The organism is Streptomyces morookaense (genome assembly GCF_013030945.1).
Taxonomy (GTDB): domain Bacteria; phylum Actinomycetota; class Actinomycetes; order Streptomycetales; family Streptomycetaceae; genus Streptomyces; species Streptomyces morookaensis.
The window spans coordinates 144,519-165,328 of the sequence record NZ_JABBXF010000021.1 but is presented as its reverse complement, the minus strand read 5'-3'; the positions used below and the strand labels follow the sequence as shown (position 1 = coordinate 165,328).

Below are 20,810 nucleotides of genomic sequence, written 5' to 3'. Positions count from 1 at the left end.
TGCTGCCGTTCGCGCACGGGCTGGGCATCGACGAGGAGGACGGGCTGGGGGCACCTCCCAGCGGTAGCTGGGGGAGGGTGTCCCTGCGGGGAGCCGTGCGGGAGTCGGTGGTGGCGCCGCCGCACGGGCGCGACGTGCTGCGGGTCGCGGTGTGCGCGGTCCCGCTGATGTCCAACTTCACGGACGTGGACGCGCTGGCGGCCGAACCCGGCGTGATCGTCCGCTTCGTCGACCGCCCGGAGGAACTCGCCGACGCGGACCTGGCCGTGGTGCCCGGCACGCGCGGCACGGTGCGCGCGCTGGCCTGGCTGCGCGAGCGCGGCCTGGCCGACGCCCTCGCCCGGCGGGCGGCGGAGGGCCGCCCGGTGCTGGGCGTCTGCGGCGGCTTCCAGGCGCTGGGCGAACGCATCGAGGACGAGGTCGAGTCGAAGGCCGGGACGGTCGAGGGCCTGGGCCTGCTGCCGGTACGGGTGCGGTTCGCCGTCGAGAAGACGCTGGCCCGTCCGGTGGGCGAGGCGCTGGGCGAGCGGGTGGAGGGCTACGAGATCCACCACGGCGTCGCCGAAGTGCTGGGCGGCGAACCGTTCTTGGACGGCTGTCGGGTGGGGTCGGTGTGGGGTACGCACTGGCACGGCTCGCTGGAGAGCGACGGCTTCCGCCGCGCGTTCCTCCGCGAGGTCGCCCGCGCCGCGGGGCGGGACTTCGCCCCGGCACCGGACACGAGTTTCGCTGCGCTGCGCGAGGAACAGCTGGACCGCCTGGGCGACTTGATCGAGGAGCACGCGGACACGGATGCGCTGCTGCGGCTCATCGAGAAGGGGGCTCCGGTCGGGGTCCCGTTCATACCGCCGGGGGCGCCGTGAGCACCCCGACAGGGGCGCTGGGGGCACCTCTGGGGGTCCCCCCAGCGGTAGCTGGGGGAGGTAGCTGGGGGAGGAACTGCGCGAGCGACCCCGAACGACCCGCACCGTCCGTACAACCGCCCCCACGCCCCCGAAGGGAGCGCCAGCTGATGCCCTACCCGTTCACCGCCATCGTCGGCATGGACGACATGCGACTCGGCCTCCTCCTCAACGCCATCTCGCCGTCCATCGGCGGCGTCCTCGTCCGCGGCGAGAAGGGCTCCGCCAAGTCCACGGCCGTGCGCGGCGTCGCGGCCCTGATGCCGGCGATCGACGTCGTCACCGGCTGCCGCTTCTCGTGCGACCCGGCGGCACCCGACGCCGGGTGCCCGGACGGTCCGCACGGGGCCGGCCCCGCGGGCACCCGACCCGCGCGGGTGGTCGAACTGCCCGTCGGCGCCTCCGAGGACCGTCTCGTCGGTGCCCTCGACATCGAACGCGCACTGTCCGACGGTGTGAAGTCGTTCGAGCCCGGCCTGCTCGCCGACGCGCACCGCGGCGTGCTCTACGTGGACGAGGTCAACCTCCTCCACGACCACCTGGTCGACCTCCTTCTCGACGCCGCCGCCATGGGCGCCTCCTACGTCGAGCGCGAGGGCGTCTCCGTACGCCACGCGTCCCGCTTCCTCCTCGTCGGCACCATGAACCCCGAAGAGGGCGAACTGCGCCCGCAGTTGCTCGACCGGTTCGGGCTGACGGTCGAGGTCGCGGCCTCCCGGGAGACCGACGAGCGCGTCGAGGTCGTGCGCCGCCGCCTCGCGTACGACGAGGACCCGGCGGCCTTCGCCGCCAAGTGGGCCGCGGAGGAGGACGCCTTGCGCGAGCGCATCGCCGCCGCGCGGGCGCTGCTGCCGGACGTGCGGCTCGGGGACGGCGCGCTGCGCCGGATCGCGGCCGTGTGCGCCGGCTTCGAGGTGGACGGCATGCGTGCGGACATCGTGACCGCGCGGACCGCGACGGCCCTGGCCGCCTGGGCGGGGCGCACGGATGTCACGACCGAGGACGTGCGCCGGGCGGCGCTGCTGTCGCTGCCGCACCGCAGGCGGCGCAACCCGTTCGACGCGCCGGGTCTGGACGAGGACAAACTCGACGAGATCCTGCGGCAGTTCGAGGACGAGGACGAGGAACCGGACCCCGAGCCGGAGGGCCCGGAGGGCGGGCCCGAGGACGGCGGCCCGGACGGCGGCGGCCCGGACAACGGCCCCGACGGCGGCCCCGACGGCGGCGGGCAGCCCCCGCAGGACGTGCCGCCCCAGCGGCAGGAGGAGTCCGCCCCGCAGAACTCCCCCGCCCCGCAGGAGGGTTCGGCACCGGCCGCGGAACCGGCACCCGGCGAGAGTGACACCGCCCCCGAGGCCCCCGCCGTCGCCGCGGCGGAGCCGTTCCGCACCCGCCGGTTCGACGTGCCCGGCCTCGGCGAGGGCGCCGACGGGCGCCGTTCGCGCGCGCTCACCGCGCACGGCAGGACAACAGGGGCGCGCCGCCCACGCGGTGCGCTGTCCCGGCTGCACCTGGCGGCGACCATGCAGGCCGCCGCCCCGCACCAGCGGGCGCGCGGGCGCAGCGGCCCGGGCCTGGTGATCCGCCGCGACGACCTGCGGGAGGCAGTGCGCGAGGGACGCGAGGGCAACCTGGTGCTGTTCGTGGTGGACGCCTCCGGCTCGATGGCGGCCCGGAAGCGGATGGGCGCGGTCAAGGGCGCGGTGCTTTCGCTGCTGCTGGATGCCTACCAGCGCCGCGACAAGATCGGCATGATCACCTTCCGCGGCGCGGAGGCCGAGGTGGCGCTGCCCCCGACCTCGTCGGTGGAGGCGGGCGCCGCCCGGCTGGAGAAGCTGCCGACCGGCGGCCGCACCCCGCTGGCCGCGGGTCTGCTGCAGGCCCACGAGGTGCTGCGCGTGGAGCGGATGCGCGATCCGTCGCGGCGCCCGCTGCTGGTCGTGGTGACCGACGGCCGCGCGACGGGCGGCCCGGAGCCGCTGCCGCGGGCGCAGCGGGCGGCGGGGCTGCTCGCGGCCGGGGGCACGGCCTCGGTGGTCGTGGACTGCGAGTCCGGGCCCGTCCGGCTCGGCCTGGCGGACGAGTTGGGCAGGACCCTGGGCGGCCCGGTGGTCACCCTCGACGAACTGCGCGCGGACAATGTCTCCGCGCTCGTGAAGACCGTACGCAACAGCAACAGCAGGAGGGCCGCGTAATGCCGCAGGGACAGCCGACCGTCGTGCCCGACGACGGGCTCACCACGCGCCAGCGCCGCAACCGGCCGCTGGTCTTCGTCCACACCGGCACCGGCAAGGGCAAGTCGACCGCCGCCTTCGGCCTGGCGCTGCGCGCATGGAACCAGGGATGGCCCATCGGGGTGTTCCAGTTCGTGAAGTCCGCGAAGTGGCGCGTCGGCGAGGAGCGGGCGCTGCGCGTGCTCGGCGACTCGGGCGAGGGCGGCACCGTGGCCTGGCACAAGATGGGCGAGGGCTGGTCCTGGGTGCAGCGCGACCTCGCGTCGAGCGAGGAGGCGGCGCGCGAGGGCTGGGAGCAGGTCAAGCGGGACCTCGCGGCGGAGACGTACAAGCTGTACGTGCTCGACGAGTTCGCCTACCCGATGCACTGGGGCTGGATCGACACCGACGAGGTGATCTCCGTGCTGCGCGACCGTCCCGGCACCCAGCACGTGGTCGTCACGGGCCGCAACGCCCCGGAGAAACTGGTCGAATTCGCCGACCTGGTCACCGACATGTCCAAGATCAAGCACCCGATGGACGCGGGGCAGAAGGGCCAGCGGGGCATCGAGTGGTGAGTGTGAACGTCCCCCGGCTCGTCATCGCCGCCCCGTCGTCCGGCAGCGGCAAGACGACCGTGGCCACCGGCCTGATGCGGGCCTTCGCGGACGCCGGGCTCAGGGTGTCCCCGCACAAGGTGGGGCCGGACTACATCGACCCCGGCTACCACGCGCTGGCCACGGGCCGGCCGGGCCGCAACCTGGACGCGTACATGTGCGGCCCGGAGCGGATCGCCCCGCTGTTCCTGCACGGGGCGGCGGGCTGTGATCTCGCCGTCCTCGAAGGCGTGATGGGGCTGTACGACGGGGCGAGCGGACAGGGCGAGCTGGCGTCGACGGCGCATGTGGCGAAGCTGCTGAAGGCGCCGGTGGTGCTGGTGGTGGACGCGTCGTCGCAGTCGCGGTCGGTGGCGGCGCTGGTGCACGGCTTCGCGGCCTGGGACCCGGAGGTCCGGGTGGCCGGGGTGATCCTCAACAAGGTCGGCTCGGACCGCCACGAGGCGCTGCTGCGCGAGGCGTTGACGGAGTCCGGGGTTCCGGTGCTGGGCGCGTTGCGCCGGGTTGCGGGGTTGAACACCCCGAGCCGGCACCTGGGGTTGATCCCGGTGGCGGAACGCCGGGCGGAGGCGGTTTCCGCTGTCGCGGCCCAGGCGGCGCAGGTGCGGGAGGGGTGCGACCTGGAGGGGTTGCTGGCCTTGGCGCGGAGCGCGCCGCCGGTGCCGGGCGGGGCGTGGTCCGACGGCTGCGGGCCGTCCGTGGCTGATCGCGCAGTTCCTCCCCCAGCTACCGCTGGGGGAGCCCCCAGCGCCCCTGCGGGGCGCGGTCGCCCCGTGATCGCGATCGCCGGCGGTGCGGCGTTCACGTTCTCGTACGCCGAGCACGCGGAGTTGCTGACGGCGGCGGGAGCCGAAGTCGTCACCTTCGACCCCCTACGGGACGAGTCCCTTCCCCCCGGCACCGCCGCCCTGGTGATCGGCGGCGGCTTCCCCGAGGTCCACGTGGCGGACCTGTCCGCCAACGTCCCCCTCCGCAAGGAGGTCGCCGCCCTCGCGGCGACCGGTGCGCCCGTCGTCGCCGAATGCGCCGGCCTCCTCTACCTCTGCCGCACCCTCGACGGCAAGGAGATGTGCGGCGTCCTCCCCGCCGACGCCCGGATGTCCGAGCGCCTCACCCTCGGCTACCGCGAAGCCGTCGCCCTCGCGGACAACTCCCTGGCCGTCGCGGGCACCCGCGTCCGCGGACACGAGTTCCACCGCACGGTGGTCGAACCGTCGGCCGCGGCCGACACCCCGGCGTGGGGGTTCACCCTCCCCCATAGCCTGAACGGCATGGGAGGTACCCCCACCACGCGCCGCGTCGAGGGCTTCACCCTCGCCGGTGTCCACGCCTCCTACCTGCACACCCACTGGGCAGGCGCCCCGGCCATGGCCCACCGCCTCGTCGCGCAGGCGGCGGCCCGCGCATGACCGCCCTCTACCTCGGCGTCGGCGCCCGCCGCGGCACGACGGCCGACGAGATCCTCGCGCTCGCCGGGCGCACCCTGGCCGAGGCCGGCGACGCCGCCGGCACCGTCGCGGCCCTGGCCACCGTCGAGGCCAGGGCGGACGAGCCCGGCATGCTCGCCGCCGCGGAGCGGCTCGGCGTGCCGCTCCGCGTCTACTCCCCCGACGAGCTCGCCGCGCAGGCGACCCCGCACCCCTCGCAGACCGTCCTCGCCGCCGCCGGGACACCGGCCGTGGCCGAGGCCGCCGCGCTGCTGGCCTCAGGCCCCGACGGCGTCCTGCTGGTCGGCAAAAGGAAGTCGGCGCGGGCCACCTGCGCCGTGGCCGTCGCCGCTCCCCGCCCCGTCTCACCGAAGGCCCCCATGCACGAACCCGATCTGCGGCACCACGGCGACGCGGAAGTACGCGGCGCGGGTGCCGGGTTGACCGACCTCGCGGTCAACGTGCGCTCCGGCACGCCCCCGCAGTGGCTGCGCGAGCGCATAGCCGACTCCCTCACGGGCCTGGCCGCCTACCCCGACGGGCGTGCCGCGCGGCGCGCCGTGGCCGCGCGGCACGGGCTGCCGGAGGAGCGGGTGCTGCTCACGGCGGGCGCCGCCGAGGCGTTCGTCCTGCTGGCCCGGGCGCTCGGCGTGCGCCGGGCCGTCGTCGTGCACCCGCAGTTCACCGAGCCGGAGGCGGCGTTGCGGGACGCCGGGCACGCGGTGGAGCGGGTGGTGCTCGACGCGGCGGACGGTTTCCGCCTGGACCCGCGGGCGGTGCCGGGGGACGCGGACCTGGTGGTCGTGGGCAACCCCACCAACCCCACGTCCGTGCTGCACCCGGCGTCGGCGCTGGCCCGGCTGGCCCGGCCGGGCCGGACCCTGGTCGTGGACGAGGCGTTCATGGACGCGGTGCCGGGCGAGCGCGAGTCGCTGGCGGCACGGACGGATCTGCCCGGGCTGGTCGTGCTGCGCAGCCTCACGAAGACGTGGGGGCTGGCGGGTCTGCGCATCGGCTACGTGCTCGCCGCGCCGGACACGGTGGCCGCGCTGGAGCGGGCACAGCCGCTGTGGCCGGTGTCGTCGCCGGCGCTGGTGGCGGCCGAGGCGTGCTGCCTGCCGGCGGCGGTGGCGGAATCGGGGCGGGCGGCGTGCGAGGTCGCGGCGGACCGGGCCTATCTGGAGGCCCGGTTGACCGAGTTCCCGTCCGTGACGGTGTGCGGCCCGGCGGCCGGCCCGTTCCTGCTGCTGCGCCTGCCGGGCGCATCACTGGTCCGCGGTCGCCTGCGGGGGCTGGGTTTCGCCGTACGCCGCGGCGACACGTTCCCGGGCCTGGGCCCGGAGTACCTCAGGGTCGCGGTGCGGGACAGGGAGACATCGGACCGCTTCGCGGAGGCGCTGTCGTCGGCACTGACCCCGTAAGGGATGCTGCGCCCCGTAAGGGGCGCCGGGGGCACCCCCTACCCCACCACCCGCCCCCGCAACACCACCCGGCGCGGAGCGCCCAACACCCGTACATCGGCGCGGGGATCCTCCTCGTACACGACGAAGTCGGCGGGCGCCCCCTCCACCAGCCCCGGCCGCCCCAGCCACTCCCGCGCCCCCCACGACGCCGCCGCCAGCGCGGCCCCCGCAGGGAGCCCCGCCTTCACCAGTTCCGCGACCTCCTGGGCCACCAGCCCGTGCGGCAGCGAACCGCCCGCGTCCGTGCCCACGTACACCGGGATCCCCGCGTCGTACGCCGCCCCCACCGTCGCGTAGCGGCGCGCGTGCAGGGCGCGCATGTGCTCCGCCCAGCGCGGGAACTTCGCCTCCCCGCCCTCCGCCAGCCGCGGGAACGTCGCGATGTTGACGAGCGTGGGGACGATCGCCACGCCCTTCTCCGCGAAGAGCGGGATCGTCTCCTCGGTCAGCCCGGTGGCGTGCTCGATGCAGTCGATCCCGGCCTCCACCAGCGGCGCGAGCGTCTCCTCCGCGAAGCAGTGCGCGGTGACGCGCGCCCCCAGCCGGTGTGCCTCGGCGATCGCGGCCTCGACCGCCCCCCGCGGCCAGCAGGCGCCGAGGTCGCCGGTCTCGCGGTCGATCCAGTCGCCGACGAGCTTGACCCAGCCGTCCCCGCGCCGCGCCTCGCGCGCGACGTAGGCCACGAGGTCCTCCGGCTCGATCTCGTGGGCGTAGTTGCGGATGTAGCGGCGGGTACGGGCGATGTGGCGGCCGGCGCGGATGATGCGCGGCAGGTCCTCGCGGTCGTCGATCCAGCGGGTGTCGGAGGGCGAGCCGGCGTCGCGCAGCAGCAGCGCCCCGGCGTGCCGTTCGGTCAACGCCTGCTTCTCCGTGGTCGATTCGTCGACCGCGCCGTGCGCGTCGAGCCCCACGTGGCAGTGTGCGTCCACCAGTCCGGGCAGCACCCACCCGGTGATCGTCGTGACGTCCGCCGTCCCCGTCGGCCGGTCGAAGGTGATCCGTCCGCCGACCACCCACATCTCGTCACGCACCCCGCTCAGGGGGTCCGGGCCGACCAGTATCCGTCCCTTGATGTGCAGCACCGCACTCGCGTCCATACGTGCACTGTACGAGGCCCGCGCCACGCGCAGGCGATCACCGTCGACCCGGTGCCGAAGGGTTGCGCGCCGGAGGGCGGATCCGGTCCTCCGTCCTGAGGACGGGGCACGGCCCGGCCGTCTCCGCCCTGCGGCCGAGAGACTCTGCCGGTCAGGCCGACGCGCCGGACCTTGGCCAGATCAATTCTGTACGTATGAACTCGATTCAGGACGACCACGCCACCAAATGACGTACCGAGCACGGCGGTTCTACGCTGTGATCATGAATGCACTGACCGGCGGGCGGGCCCGGCTGCGCTGGGTCCACCTGCTGCTCGGCGGCGCGCTGCTGATGCCGTACTACCTGCTGGCCAACGTCCTGGTGTCGTTCCTGATCACCGCTCGGGGAATCTTCTCCTCGACCGGCGCCACGTTCCTGTCCTTCGCCGTGGCGCTGCCCCTGGCCGCCGTCTCGACGGCGGTCTTCCCCCAGCTCCGCCCGCTGGAGTGCGCGGCGGCGCGCACCCTGCTGCGGGTGCCGGAGGCCGAACTGGCCACCGGCACGGCCGGGTCGTGGGGCTCCCGCGGGCGCACGGCCGCCTACTACGGCCTGCACCTCGCGGCGGGAGGCGTCGTCAGCGGCATGTCGCTGGCGGCTCCGCCGTTCGCCCTGTTCCTGATGACCATGCCGGTCACCGGCGTGCACGCCCCCTGGACCTGGCTCGGCCCGCTCGAACACACACCGTGGTCGTGGCTGGCACCCCTGGCCGGCGCGGCGCTGCTCCTGCTGGTCCTCGCCACTTCGTGGGCCGCGGGGGCCCTGCTGTCCCGCTGCGCGCCCGCGCTGCTGGGCCCGTCGACGGCCGAGCGGATCGCGGCGGCCGAGGAGCGCGCCCTGCGCCTCGCCCTGCGCAACCGGCTCGCGCGCGAGCTGCACGACTCGGTCGGTCACGCACTGAGCGCGGTGACCCTCCAGGCGGGTGCCGCCCGCAGGGTCTTCGACAGCGACCCCGCGTTCGCCCGCCAGGCGCTCGCCGCGATCGAGGAGACGGCACGGGACGCGGTCGGCGAACTCGACGCGGTTCTGGGCCTGTTGCGCGAGGAGGGCCCGGCGCCCACGGCGCCGGCCCCCACCCTCGCCGCCCTGGGGGCCCTCGTGGAACGCACCCGCGCGGCGGGCAGCACGGTGACGCTCGCCGCGCCGGATCCGCCGTCGCTGGAAGCGGTGCCGCCGGTCGTCTCGCGCGAGGCGTACCGCATGGTGCAGGAGGGCCTGACGAATGCACTGCGGCATGCGGGACATGTGCCGGTGAGCCTGCATCTCGCGCTGGACGAGGAGGTGTTGTGCGTCACGGTGGAGAACCCGGTGGCGGAGCGTGCGGCGCGGCGCACCGGGGGCGGCCGCGGTCTGCCGGGCATCGCGGAACGGGCGCGGCTGCTGCGCGGCAGCGCGGAGTGGGGCGAACGGGAGGGGGTGTGGCGGCTGTCGGCGCGGCTGCCGCTGGGCGGAGGGTGAGGCCCCGGGTGCGGCGCCCTACGCTGACCTCATGTCACCCATACGCATCGTCCTCGCCGACGACGAACGCCTGGTCCGCACCGCCCTCCGTGCCGTTCTCGGCGCGGAGGGCGGCATGGAGGTCGTCGGCGAGGCCGCCACGGGGGCCGAGGCCGTGGCGGTGGTGCGTGAACTGCGCCCCGACGTCGTCCTCATGGACGTGCGCATGCCCGAGGTCGACGGACTCCGTGCCACCGAGCGCATCCTGGCCGGCATGGACGAGCCGCCCCGGATCGTCGTCCTCACCACCTTCGAGAACGACAGCTATGTCTACGACGCGCTCCGCGTCGGCGCCTCCGGCTTCCTCCTCAAGCGCTCCGGTGCCGACGAACTCGTCCAGGCCGTGCGGATGGTGGCGCGCAGCGACTCGCTGCTCTTCCCCGCGGCCGTCCGCGCCCTGGCCGCGGCCCATATGGACGGACGGGCCGGGCGCGGCGCCGCGGAACGGCTGCGCGAGCGGCTGTCCGAGCGGGAGGCCGAGGTGCTGCGGCTGATGGCAGCCGGGCTGTCGAACGCCGAGATCGCGGAGCGGCTGACCGTCGGCGCAGCGACGGTCAAGTCGCATGTGGCGGCGATTCTGGCCAAGTTGGGGGTGCGGGACCGCACCCAGGCCGTCATCGCCGCCTACGAGTGCGGTTTCGTCAGCCCACGCTGACGGCGGCCCGGCGCACGGCCTCGGCCAGCCGCTTCGACTGGGCACGGGACGTCGCCGGGAAGCCGAAGCGGCGGCGCGTGTAGCCGAAGCCGAGGCGGGCGCTCGGGTCGGCGAAGGCCTGCGAACCGGGGGCGCCGCCGTGCCCGAAGGACCGCGCGCCGAGGAACGGCAGCATGTCCGCCATGGCGATGAAGCCCACGCCGAAGGAGTAGTGCTCACGGAACACCAGGTCGCGGCCCGTGGACTGGACCTGCGCGAACCGTGCCGCGGTCTCCGGCGTGAGCAGCGGCGCCCGCCCGTCGACCTCGCCGATGGCGGCCGCGTACATCCGGGCCAGACCGCGGGCGGAGCCCACACCCGCCGCGGAGGCGTTCCCGCCCGCGCGCACGGCACGGGAGTTGGGGAAGGTCTGGATGTCGGTGGGGTGCACGGGGTGGTTGCGGTTGCCGGCGACGCCGGTCAGGCTGTCCGGCCCGGCCGCCCCCTGCTGCAGCAGCAGCGCCTTCTGCTCCGGGGTCGGGTCCATGGGCTGGGTGGTGAGGAAGCGGTGCTCCTGCTCCTCGGGCAGGCGCATGTAGAGGTCGAGGCCGTACGGGGCGCGGATCCGGGACTCGTAGAGCTCGTGCAGGGTCCGGCCGGTCGCACGCAGGACGACCTCGCCGGTCAGGGCGGCGATCACGAGGCCGTGGTAGCCGAAGGCGCTGCCCGGGTGCCAGAAGGGGCGCTGTCCGGCCAGCCGGGCGGCGATCGCACGGTCGTCCGCCATCTCCTCCGGCGTGAAACCGCCCTCGACGCCGATCACGCCGGCCCGGTGGGCCATGAGCTCGCGCAGCGTGATGTCCTCCTTGCCCGCGCTGCCGAACTCGGGCCAGTAGTGGGCGACTTTCTCGTCCAGCTCCAGGACGCCCTCCTGGACGAGGAGCGCGACGACGAGGTGGGCGGCGCCCTTGATGGCGGAGTAGACGCCCACGAGCGATTCCCCGGTGATGCCCGGTCCGCCCCACAGGTCCACGACGCGGCGGCCGTCGACGTAGGCCGCGAGCTGGGCGGAGTGCCCGGCGCGCTCCTCGGCGAGCGTCTCCTCGAACACCTCGCGCACCCCCTCGTAGCCCTCGGCCACGGTGCCCTGGGCGAGACTTTCCGGCGTATTCGTCCCGTTGGACATGAGCCCCCCTGTACAGAATCGATCTTGTGACGGGGGATGCAGCATCAGCCACAGGTTCGAATATTCCCGGCCACCTTCGGACTTCAGGTCATGGAACCGTAAAGCCCGGCCGGTCGTTGGCAGTGCATGACCGCTATGACACCCGGCTCGAACATCCCGCTCTCCGTCCCGCGCGTGACGGTGGACGTCACCGCCCCGGTGCGGCTCGACGTCTCGGGCCTGCTGCTCACTCCCGACGGCAAGGTGCGCTCGGACGCCGACTTCGTCTTCTACAACCAGCCCGCGGGACCGGGCGTGACCCACCGCGCCGCGGCCGCCGGCACGCCCGACGCCATCACCGTCGACACCGCGGCCGTCCCGGCGGACATCGACAAGGTCGTCGTCACCGCGAGCCTCGACGCACCGGGCGCCACCTTCGCCGGCACCGAGCCGACCGCGACGGTGCGCAGCGCGGACGACGGCTCCGTGCTGGCCGTGTTCACACCGCCGCAGCTGGGCACGGAGACGGCGCTGGTCGTCGTGGAGGTCTACCGGCGCAACGGCGCCTGGAAGGTCCGGGCGGTGGGCCAGGGGTATGCGGACGGACTGGCAGGCATCGCCACGGACTTCGGGGTGAGCGTGGAGGAGCCCGCACCGCAGCCGGCGGCGCCCGCGGCGCCGGTGCCCGCGGCGCCGCCCGTGCCGCCGATGCCGCCGACGCCTCCCGCAGCCGGCAAGGTCAGCCTGGACAAGGGCCGGGTGAACCTGCAGAAGAACCAGTCGGTGTCCCTCGTCAAGGGCGGGCAGCCGCTGCAGCGTTCGGTCGACATGGGCCTCGGCTGGGAGCCCGCGTTCCACCGCCGGGCGATCGACCTGGACGCCTCGGTCATCGCCTACGGTCCCGACCGCAACATGATCGACGCCTGCTACTTCGGCCGTCTGATGATCCTGAACGGCGCCGTCCAGCACTCCGGCGACAACCTCACCGGCGAGGGCTCCGGCGACGACGAGAGCATCACCGTCCACCTTGGCGGCCTGCCGCCGGAGGTCACCGGCCTTGTCTTCACGGTCAGTTCGTACAACGGCCAGAAGTTCACCGACGTCGCGAAGGCGTACTGCCGGCTGCTCGACGCGCAGACCGGCGAGGAGCTGGTCCGCTTCGACCTGACCGGCTCGGAGCCGAAGACCGGTGTCCTGATGTGCAAGTTCGTCCGGCAGTTCTCGGGCGAGTGGGAGATGACTGCCGTCGGCGAGTATGTGAAGGCGAGGACTGTGCGGGACATGGTGAAGCCGGCCGCCATGGCGCTGTAGCGCGCCATGGCGGGGAGTGCGGTTCGTCTCAGCTGCGGGCCGGCTTTGGCTGGTCGCGCAGTTCCTCCCCCAGCTACCGCTGGGGGCACTCCACTATGCGATCGCGCCCCGTAAGGGGCGCGGGGAACTGCGCGACCAGCCACGACGAAGCCCGCAGTTGACGCCCCGCACTCCCCGCGGAGCGCTCAGTGGCGTGAACGGGCCTTGAACGCCGCCTTGCGGGCTTCCTTTGCCGCCTTCTTGTCCGGGTGCAGGCGGCCCATCGCCTCCAGGACGTCCGCCGTCGCCGGGTGGTCCACCCGCCACGCCGCGTCGAAGAAGCCGCTGTGCCGGCCGACCAGGCCCTCCACGAGCGCGCGCAGCTCCTCGGAGTCGCCGTCGGCCGCCAGCTGTGCCGCGATCGTGTCGATCGTCAGCCAGAAGACCATCTCCTCGCCCGGCTCCGGGACGTCCGTCGCGCCATGCTCGGCCAGCCAGACGCGGGCCAGGCCGCCCAGTTGCGGGTCGTCGAGGACCTCGCGCAGCGCGGGCTCCGCCTCGGTGTCCAGCAGGGCGAGGGTCTGCTGGCAGGCCAGGCGCCGGGACGGCGCGTCCTCGTCGTCGCCGTGGGCGGCGGCGAGCAGTTCGCGTGCCGCACCCGCCGGTTCCCGCCGGGCGAGCCAGAGTTCGGCCTCCGTGCGGGTGGCGTGCGCGGGGTGGCCGGGAAGGGCGGCGAGCAGGGTGGCCGCGTCCTCCTCGGCGAGGTCGCCGACGGCCGGGGCGTCCACGCCCGCGTCCAGCATCCGGGCCCGCACACCGAAAAGGCCGAGCGGGGTCAGGGCGACCATGCCGTAGCGCGTGACGTCCTCCTCCTCGGGCAGCTCGGAGGCGATGCCGTCGACGGACTCGCGGATGTGGCCCTCGCCGTCGACCTCCTCGATGAGCGCCTCGTCGACCGGCTGGTACTCGACGAGCCCGGTCGGCGCGAGCATCCGGAACTGGTCGTCGAGCCGCATCATCGCGTCGGAGACCTCTTCGAGGACGTCGTCCGTGGGCTCGTCCATGTCGTCCGGGACGATCATGGAGGCGGCGAGCGCCGGCAGCGGCACGGGCCGCTCGGCCGCGCCCTCGCCGAGCGCGGTCAGCAGGTAGAGGTTGCCGAGGACGCCGTCGAGGAAGTCGGCCTCCTCCTCGGGGTTCCAGTCGAGCGCGTCCAGGTCGAGCTCGCCGTCCTCGGAGAGCTGGTCGACGAGGTCGGCCAAGTCGGGCGCGGCGGCGTCGGCCAGGACGGTCTCCAGACCGCCGAGCCACAGGTCGAGAATGTCCTGCGGGCTGCCGGAGGTGACCGTGGCGAGCTCCTCGCCCGCGACGGCGGTACCGGAGGGCTCGTCGGAACCGGCCTCCTCCGCCTTCTCGTCCTCGGTGAACTCGACGAGCCCCGTGTCCAGCGCCAGCTGCCAGGCCTCGGCGGCGTACGCGGGCCCGTCCTCCTCGTCCGCCATCCCCAACAGCCCGGCGGCCTCGGCGAGTTGACCGGACAGCAGCTCCCCGCCCGCACCGACCGGCGTGCCCTCCCCGGCCCAGCGTGCGAGCTGCACGGCGCGGGAGAACAGCGGCGCGGACAGCGCGTCCCGCGCGAGCTCCGCGTCGGAGGGGAGCCGCACCGGCGGCATGGTCGGGCGGTCTCCGGACATCAGGGGGCTGTCTCCTCGCTCGTGCGGAACAGCGTCACGGGCCGTCGTGGACCGGACGCACAGTGCCCCAGCCTAGACGGGTTTCGACCTGCTCCGCCCGCTGTAGCGTCGCTAAGCAATCAGTGGAGAACATTTCAATGGACCTGCACGGCCGGGGTGCCCAGAATCGACGCACCGCCCTCGATTCCTCCCACGTCAGGAGTGCGCCGCGATGACCGCACCCACCGTCCCTCCCGTCCCTCCCTTCGGCCGCACCGTCTGTGCCATGGTCACCCCCTTCACCGCGGACGGGGCCCTCGATCTCGACGGGGCGCAGCGCCTCGCCGACCATCTCGTCGGAGAGGGCGGCTGCGACGGGCTCGTCCTCAGCGGCACCACCGGTGAGTCGCCGACCACCAGCGACGCGGAGAAGAGCGCCCTGATCCGCGCCGTCGCCGAGGCCGTCGGCGACCGGGCGCGCATCACGGCCGGGGTCGGCTCGCCCGACACCCGGCACACGGTGGAGCTCGCGCGGGCGGCCGAAGCGGCGGGCGCGCACGGGGTGCTGGTGGTGACGCCGTACTACAACCGCCCGCCGCAGGAGGACATCGCGGAGCACTTCCTGACGGTGGCCGACGCGGTCGGCCTGCCGGTCATGCTGTACGACATCCCCGGGCGTACGGGGACGCGCATCGAACCCGCGACGATGCTGCGGCTGGCCGGGCACCCGCGGATCGCGGGCGTGAAGGACTGCGCATACGACCTGCTGGGCAGCTCAAAGGTGATCGCGCAGACGGGACTTGCGTACTACTCGGGGTGCGAGGAGCTGAACCTCCCGCTGCGCTCGGTGGGCGGCACGGGCTATGTGAGCACGGTCGCCAATGTGGCGGGCCCGCTGCTGGCGGCGGCACTCGACGCGTTCGACCGGGGTGCGCATGCGGAGGCGCTGCGCTGCCACCAGCGGGTGCTCCCGCTGGTGGAGGCGATGATGGCGGCGGGCCTGCCGGGCACGGTGACGGCGAAGGCCCTGCTGACCACACTCGGCCTGCCGGCGGGCCCGGTACGGGCGCCGCTGCGCGGGGCGGGGGCGGAGCGGGTGGCGGGGCTGGTACGGGCGTACGAGGGGGCGGTCGGCGCCCCGTAGGGGGTAGCGCCCCGTCATGGGCCGCGCCCCGTAAGGGACGTCAGTTCCCCCAGCCCTCCACCCGCGCCAACCGCCCCTGGAACCAGTCCAGTCGCGCCTGCAACAGCGCGGCCTCCGCCATCAGCTCGGTGACGCTCGCCGGCGCCGCATCCCGAACCCCCGGTTCGGTGACCACCGTCACCGAACCGGCCCGCTCGGCGAACTCCGCGAACGTCACGCTCGGCCGCCCCAGCCCGGCCCCGCAGCCGCCGCAGTCGGCGGCCGCCGTCCACCAGCCGGGCCGCCCCCACCCCGCGTCGGAGAGCCGGATGGCGGTCCGGCCGCAGCCGCACGGCCCGACGCGCACGGTGCGCACCCGCTGGCGCGCGTAGCGCAGCCCGCGCTCGTAGCGGATGTAGGCGCCCAGCACGGTGACTTCGAGCAGCACGGCCCGCCGGTGCGCCCCGGTGCACGTCAGGCCGAGCGCCTCGGCCGGCGAGTGCAGGCAGTGGAAGCCGCAGTCGCAGAAGCGCGCCGGGCTGCGATGCCGCCGCCCGTACGCACAACGGGCGTCGTCCAGCACGCCGTACGGGGAGCCGCCGCCGAGGGAGACCCCCGTGAAGCCGGCCCGGGTGCCGTCGTGCGAGAGCACCGGGTAGGCGATCTTGTAGCCGGTGGGCGGCGCGGCGGGACGTTCCTGCGGAAGCCTCAGCCTCATCGCCCGGCGAGCACCTCGGGAGCCGGGACCTCGGCGGGGGCGGTCTCCGCAGCGACCTCTTCCGCAGCCGGAACCACGTCCTCCTCCGCCTCTTCGGCAAACCCCACGGCGAGTGCCTTGCCGAGCCTCATGACGCCTCCCGTTTGTCCGGTTCCGGCATCCGCTTCCGGTGGATGCCGGACCCGTCCATGGTGGCGCAGTACGCCGGGTAAGCGCCAGAGTGGCTCAGTTGTGGCTGTGCAGAACCTCGTTGAGGCCGCCCCAGTTGGACTTGTAGGGGCGCGCCTCGACGGCGCCGCTGGTGGAGTTGCGGCGGAAGAGGATGTTGTCGGCGCCGGAGAGCTCCAGGGCCTTGACGACCTCGCCGTCGGGCATGGTCACGCGGGTGCCCGCGGTGACATAGAGGCCCGCCTCGACGACGCACTCGTTGCCGAGGGCGATGCCGATGCCGGACTCGGCGCCGAGCAGGCAGCGCTCGCCGATGGAGATGATCTGCTTGCCGCCGCCGGAGAGGGTGCCCATGGTGGAGGCGCCGCCGCCGATGTCGGAGCCGTCGCCGACGACTACGCCCGCGCTGATGCGGCCCTCGACCATGGAGGTGCCCAGGGTGCCGGCGTTGAAGTTGACGAAGCCCTCGTGCATGACGGTGGTGCCGGGGGCGAGGTGGGCGCCGAGGCGGACGCGGTCGGCGTCGGCGATGCGGACGCCGGACGGGGCCACGTAGTCCGTCATGCGCGGGAACTTGTCGATGCTGGTGACCTGGAGGTGCAGCCCCGCGGCGCGGGCCTTCAGGCGGACGGTCTCGACCTGGTCGACGGCGACGGGGCCGAGCGAGGTCCAGGCGACGTTGGCGAGCAGGCCGAAGATGCCGTCGAGGCTCTGGCCGTGCGGCTTGACCAGGCGGTGCGAGAGCAGGTGCAGCCGCAGGTAGGCGTCGTGCGCGTCCAGGGGCTTGTCGTCGAGCGAGGCGATGACCGTCTTGACGGCCACGACGCCGACGCCGCGCCGCGGGTCCGGACCGACGGCGGCGAGGGCCTCCTCGCCCAGCAGCTCGGCGGTGAGCTCGGCGCTCAGCACGGTGGTGCCGGCCGGGCCGGGGACATCGAGCAGCTCGGGGGCCGGGTACCAGGTGTCGAGGACGGTCCCGTCGTCGGTGATCGTGGCGAGGCCGGCGGCAACGGCGCCGGTGGTGCGGGGGGCAACAGCATCGGTCATGCCCGAAAACCTAACCGGACGGGGCCGCTCAAGGCGAACCGGCTGCCGCTCCGCGGCGGGATCCGCCCGGCCGCGCGCCGCTCCGCATCATTGACGCAAGGTTGACCAACTCACCGGACAACGCTGACGAACCCCGAATGTATGGTCGGCCGCATGGCACCCGCGCTCCCCGTCCTCCCCTACCGCAAGCCCACCCGGGGGCGGGACTACTGGATCCTCGACGACGTCCTGCCCGACCCGGACTCCGTGCGGGCCCGCTGCCTGGCCAAGGACGACTGGGTCGAGGGCTATCCGCACAAGCCCGAGAGCTGGCCGGGCCTGCGGACCATGCCCGGGCTCGAACCCGACGAACTGGCCTGCGTCGAACGGCAGGTGCGGAAGGCGACCGGGGCGCGCAGGCTGTGGGTGGAGAGCACGCCCAACGGCGGCACCCTCAACCACAACTGCATCCAGGTCGTCGGCGAGGGCGAGTCCGAACTGCGCCCGCACACCGACTCGCGGGCGCTGTGCCGCTACGCCGCCGTGCTCTACCTCAACCCGCACGTGCCCAAGGACTGCGGCACCAGCTTCTACCGCCAGAGCCTCCCCGGCGGCCGGCTCGGCGGCAACATGGTCACGGCGCCCCACAACAACCTGGTCGACGCCCTGGGCACCCGCTTCGTCCCGCCGGACTCCTTCACCGAGGACGTGCGCGTACCGCACCGCTACAACCGGCTGCTGCTCTACACCGCCAACATGATGCACAGCGCGACGGGTTACTGGGGCGGCACGCTGGAGGAGAAGCGGATGACGGCGGTCTTCTTCTGGATGGCGTGACACCCGCGTACACGGCAACAGCCCGTCCCCTGGACCAGGGGACGGGCTGTACGCGTACCGGACGGACTCAGACGTTGAACCCGAGCGCCCGCAGCTGCTCGCGGCCGTCGTCGGTGATCTTGTCGGGGCCCCACGGCGGCATCCACACCCAGTTGATGCGGAGCTCGTTGACGATGCCCTCGGTCGCCGACTTCGCCTGGTCCTCGATGACATCGGTCAGCGGGCAGGCCGCGGACGTCAGGGTCATGTCGAGGGTGGCGATATTGGCGTCGTCGATGTGGATGCCGTAGATCAGGCCGAGGTTGACGACGTCGATGCCCAGCTCGGGGTCGACCACGTCGTAGAGGGCCTCTCGGACCTCCTCCTCCGTGGCCGGCTTGGTCGTCGCCGGGGCGGACTCCGCCGCGGCGTCGGTCACGTTCTCGCTCATGCGGTCTTCCCTTCGGACAGCGCCTTCGCCGTCGCGTCCTTCCACGCCATCCAGCTCAGCAGAGCACACTTCACCCGGGCGGGGTACTTGGAGACGCCCGCGAACGCGACGGCGTCCTCCAGGACCTCCTCCATCGCGTCGTCCGGCTCGATGCGGCCCTTGGACTGCATCAGTTCCAGGAAGGTCTCCTGGATCCGCTGCGCCTCGGCGAGCTCCTTGCCCACGAGCAACTCGTTGAGCACGGAGGCGCTGGCCTGGCTGATGGAGCAGCCCTGGCCCTCGTACGAGACGTCCTCGATCTTCTCGCCCGCCAGCCGGACGCGCAGCGTGATCTCGTCGCCGCACGTCGGGTTGACGTGGTGCACCTCGGCGTCGCCATCCCGCAGACCCCGGCCGTGCGGGTTCTTGTAGTGGTCCAGGATGACGTCCTGGTACATCGAATCAAGCTTCACAGTGAGCGCCCATTCGTCAGCCGAAGAAGTTCCGGACGTGCTCCAGGCCCTCGACCAGCGCGTCGACCTCGGCAGGCGTGGAGTACAGGTAGAACGACGCCCGCGTGGTCGCAGGAATTCCGTACCGCAGGCAGACGGGGCGGGCACAGTGGTGGCCGACCCGGACCGCGATGCCCTGCTCGTCGAGGACCTGGCCCACGTCGTGCGGGTGGATGTCGCCGAGCGTGAAGGAGATCGCGGCACCGCGGTCCTCGGCCGTGACGGGGCCGATGATCCGCAGGTCGGGGATCTCCTGCAGGCGCTGGATGGCGTACTCGGTGATCGCGTGCTCGTGGCGCGCGATGCGCTCCATGCCGATCGAGGTGAGGTAGTCCACCGCGGCGCCGAGGCCGACGGCCTGGGCGATCGGGGGCGTACCGGCCTCGAACTTGTGCGGCGCGGGGGCGTAGGTGGAGGAGTGCATCGAGACGGTCTCGATCATCTCGCCGCCGCCGAGGAACGGCGGGAGGTCCTCCAGCAGCTCCTGGCGGCCCCACAGCACACCGATGCCGTCCGGGCCGCACATCTTGTGGCCGGTGAAGGCCACGAAGTCGGCCTGGAGCGCCTGGACGTCCAGCGGCATGTGCGGCGCGGCCTGCGAGGCGTCGACGACGACGAGCGCGCCGACCTGCTGGGCGCGGCGCACGATCGCCTCGACCGGGTTGAGCGTGCCCAGGATGTTGGAGACCAGCACGAAGGAGACGACCTTGGTCTTCTCCGTGATGATCTCGTCGATGTTGGACAGGTCCAGGCGGCCGTCGTCGGTGAGGCCGAACCACTTCAGCTTCGCGCCCGTGCGCTGCGAGAGCAGCTGCCAGGGAACGATGTTGGAGTGGTGCTCCATCTCCGTGATGACGATCTCGGTGTCGTGGTCGACCCGGTAGGGCTCGTCGGCCCAGCCGAGCATGTTGGCCACGAGGTTGAGGGACTCCGAGGCGTTCTTGGTGAAGATCACCTCGTCGCGGCTCGGCGCGTTGATGAACGCGGCGATCTTGTCGCGCGCGCCCTCGTACAGCGCCGTGGCCTCCTCGGCGAGGACGTGCACACCGCGGTGGACATTGGCGTTGTGCTGCTCGTAGTGCTCGTTGAGCACGTCGAGCACCTGGCGCGGCTTCTGGGAGGTGGCCGCGTTGTCCAGGTAGACGAGCTTCTTCCCGCCGTGGACCGTGCGGTCCAGGATGGGGAAGTCCTTGCGGATCGCGTCGGTGTCGAGCAGGCCCGGCAGCAGTATGGTCACGCCGTTACGCCACCCTTCACGTACGCCTCGTAGCCCTCGTTCTCCAGCTTGTCGGCGAGCTCGGCGCCGCCGGACTCGACGATCTTGCCGCCGGCGAAGACGTGCACGAAGTCGGGCTTGATGTAGCGCAGGATGCGCGTGTAGTGGGTGATCAGCAGGGTGCCGACCTCGCCGGTCTCACGGACCCGGTTGACGCCCTCGGAGACGATGCGCAGGGCGTCGACGTCGAGACCGGAGTCGGTCTCGTCGAGGATCGCGATCTTCGGCTTGAGGAGCTCCAGCTGGAGGATCTCGTGGCGCTTCTTCTCACCGCCGGAGAAGCCCTCGTTGACGTTGCGCTCGGCGAAGGCGGGGTCCATCTGGAGCCGCTGCATGGCCTCCTTGACCTCCTTCACCCAGGTGCGCAGCTTGGGGGCCTCGCCGCGGACGGCGGTGGCGGAGGTGCGCAGGAAGTTGGAGACCGAGACGCCGGGGACCTCGACCGGGTACTGCATGGCGAGGAAGACGCCGGCGCGGGCGCGCTCGTCGACGGACATCTCCAGGACGTCCTCGCCGTCGAGGGTGACGGTACCGCCGGTGATCGTGTACTTGGGGTGACCGGCCAGCGAGTAGGCCAGGGTGGACTTGCCGGAGCCGTTGGGGCCCATGATGGCGTGGGTCTCGCCCTGCTTCACGGTCAGGTCGACGCCACGCAGGATCTCCCGGGGGCCGTTTTCGGCGTCGACGGAGACGTGCAGGTCGTGAATCTCAAGCGTTGCCATGGGG

At 73.3% G+C, this 20,810-nt stretch carries 19 protein-coding genes and 1 pseudogene; 10 read left to right on the top strand and 10 right to left on the bottom strand.

The window, feature by feature from the left end:
• The 5 genes and pseudogenes from HG542_RS11575 to cobC all read left to right on the top strand — a co-directional run.
• Positions 1-863: pseudogene (locus tag HG542_RS11575) on the top strand (cobyric acid synthase); the annotation flags it as partial.
• Positions 864-1,012: 149 nt separating this feature from the next.
• Positions 1,013-3,097 (top strand): putative cobaltochelatase, encoded by a 2,085-nt coding sequence (locus HG542_RS11570; RefSeq protein WP_171080282.1) that lies wholly within the window; start codon positions 1,013-1,015, stop codon positions 3,095-3,097.
• Complete coding sequence (gene cobO, locus HG542_RS11565; RefSeq protein ID WP_171080279.1) at positions 3,097-3,693, top strand: cob(I)yrinic acid a,c-diamide adenosyltransferase; 597 nt, start codon at positions 3,097-3,099, stop codon at positions 3,691-3,693. Before HG542_RS11570 ends, cobO begins: the two co-directional genes overlap by 1 nt.
• Entirely contained in the window at positions 3,690-5,141 is a 1,452-nt protein-coding gene (locus HG542_RS11560; protein WP_171080277.1) for a cobyrinic acid a,c-diamide synthase CobB, read from the top strand. Before cobO ends, HG542_RS11560 begins: the two co-directional genes overlap by 4 nt.
• On the top strand, positions 5,138-6,580 hold the full coding sequence (gene cobC / locus HG542_RS11555; protein WP_171080275.1) for an Rv2231c family histidinol phosphate aminotransferase CobC: 1,443 nt from the start codon (positions 5,138-5,140) through the stop codon (positions 6,578-6,580). Before HG542_RS11560 ends, cobC begins: the two co-directional genes overlap by 4 nt.
• A 38-nt stretch (positions 6,581-6,618) precedes the next feature.
• Here cobC and HG542_RS11550 read toward each other — a convergent pair whose 3' ends face one another.
• Entirely contained in the window at positions 6,619-7,719 is a 1,101-nt protein-coding gene (locus tag HG542_RS11550) for an amidohydrolase family protein (RefSeq protein WP_171080273.1), read from the bottom strand.
• A 262-nt stretch (positions 7,720-7,981) separates the two neighbouring features.
• Between HG542_RS11550 and HG542_RS11545 the strand changes: the two genes are divergently transcribed.
• Positions 7,982-9,214, top strand: a complete 1,233-nt coding sequence (locus HG542_RS11545; protein WP_171080271.1) for a sensor histidine kinase — start codon at positions 7,982-7,984, stop codon at positions 9,212-9,214.
• Positions 9,215-9,245: 31 nt separating this feature from the next.
• Positions 9,246-9,908, top strand: coding sequence for a response regulator transcription factor (locus tag HG542_RS11540; protein ID WP_171080270.1), 663 nt, complete (start codon positions 9,246-9,248; stop codon positions 9,906-9,908).
• On the opposite strand, the gene HG542_RS11535 is transcribed toward HG542_RS11540, so the two are convergent.
• On the bottom strand, positions 9,895-11,073 hold the full coding sequence (locus HG542_RS11535; protein WP_171080268.1) for a serine hydrolase domain-containing protein: 1,179 nt from the start codon (positions 11,071-11,073) through the stop codon (positions 9,895-9,897). The genes HG542_RS11540 and HG542_RS11535 overlap by 14 nt on opposite strands.
• Positions 11,074-11,208: 135 nt before the next feature.
• On the opposite strand from HG542_RS11535, the gene HG542_RS11530 reads away from it, so the two are divergent.
• Positions 11,209-12,363, top strand: a complete 1,155-nt coding sequence (locus HG542_RS11530) for a TerD family protein (protein WP_171080309.1) — start codon at positions 11,209-11,211, stop codon at positions 12,361-12,363.
• Positions 12,364-12,548: 185 nt separating this feature from the next.
• On the opposite strand, the gene HG542_RS11525 is transcribed toward HG542_RS11530, so the two are convergent.
• The gene (locus tag HG542_RS11525; protein WP_171080266.1) at positions 12,549-14,036 is read right to left on the bottom strand and encodes a hypothetical protein; all 1,488 of its coding nucleotides are present in this window, start codon (positions 14,034-14,036) and stop codon (positions 12,549-12,551) included.
• Between the two features lie 211 nt (positions 14,037-14,247).
• On the opposite strand from HG542_RS11525, the gene dapA reads away from it, so the two are divergent.
• A complete protein-coding gene (gene dapA / locus HG542_RS11520) occupies positions 14,248-15,159 on the top strand; it encodes a 4-hydroxy-tetrahydrodipicolinate synthase (RefSeq protein WP_171080264.1) in 912 nt (303 codons plus the stop codon).
• A 40-nt stretch (positions 15,160-15,199) separates the two neighbouring features.
• On the opposite strand, the gene HG542_RS11515 is transcribed toward dapA, so the two are convergent.
• From HG542_RS11515 to dapD, 3 genes are all read right to left on the bottom strand, one after another.
• On the bottom strand, positions 15,200-15,856 hold the full coding sequence (locus HG542_RS11515) for a hypothetical protein (protein WP_171080262.1): 657 nt from the start codon (positions 15,854-15,856) through the stop codon (positions 15,200-15,202).
• Positions 15,853-15,987 (bottom strand): hypothetical protein, encoded by a 135-nt coding sequence (locus HG542_RS34935; RefSeq protein ID WP_255315884.1) that lies wholly within the window; start codon positions 15,985-15,987, stop codon positions 15,853-15,855. Before HG542_RS34935 ends, HG542_RS11515 begins: the two co-directional genes overlap by 4 nt.
• Before the next feature lie 94 nt (positions 15,988-16,081).
• The gene (dapD, locus tag HG542_RS11510; RefSeq protein ID WP_171080260.1) at positions 16,082-17,071 is read right to left on the bottom strand and encodes a 2,3,4,5-tetrahydropyridine-2,6-dicarboxylate N-succinyltransferase; all 990 of its coding nucleotides are present in this window, start codon (positions 17,069-17,071) and stop codon (positions 16,082-16,084) included.
• A 153-nt stretch (positions 17,072-17,224) separates the two neighbouring features.
• On the opposite strand from dapD, the gene HG542_RS11505 reads away from it, so the two are divergent.
• Complete coding sequence (locus HG542_RS11505) at positions 17,225-17,887, top strand: DUF6445 family protein (RefSeq protein WP_229922685.1); 663 nt, start codon at positions 17,225-17,227, stop codon at positions 17,885-17,887.
• A 67-nt stretch (positions 17,888-17,954) separates the two neighbouring features.
• Here the strand turns inward: HG542_RS11505 and HG542_RS11500 are convergent, their stop codons facing one another.
• From HG542_RS11500 to sufC, 4 genes are read right to left on the bottom strand one after another with little or no spacing between them, the layout of a single operon-like run.
• Positions 17,955-18,317, bottom strand: coding sequence for a metal-sulfur cluster assembly factor (locus HG542_RS11500; protein ID WP_171080257.1), 363 nt, complete (start codon positions 18,315-18,317; stop codon positions 17,955-17,957).
• Complete coding sequence (sufU, locus tag HG542_RS11495) at positions 18,314-18,769, bottom strand: Fe-S cluster assembly sulfur transfer protein SufU (protein WP_171080256.1); 456 nt, start codon at positions 18,767-18,769, stop codon at positions 18,314-18,316. Before sufU ends, HG542_RS11500 begins: the two co-directional genes overlap by 4 nt.
• A 16-nt stretch (positions 18,770-18,785) precedes the next feature.
• A complete protein-coding gene (locus HG542_RS11490; protein ID WP_171080307.1) occupies positions 18,786-20,039 on the bottom strand; it encodes a cysteine desulfurase in 1,254 nt (417 codons plus the stop codon).
• Positions 20,040-20,041: 2 nt separating this feature from the next.
• Positions 20,042-20,806: a Fe-S cluster assembly ATPase SufC gene (gene sufC / locus HG542_RS11485; RefSeq protein ID WP_171080255.1), complete on the bottom strand. Its 765-nt coding sequence runs from the start codon at positions 20,804-20,806 to the stop codon at positions 20,042-20,044.
• Positions 20,807-20,810 lie beyond the last annotated feature (4 nt).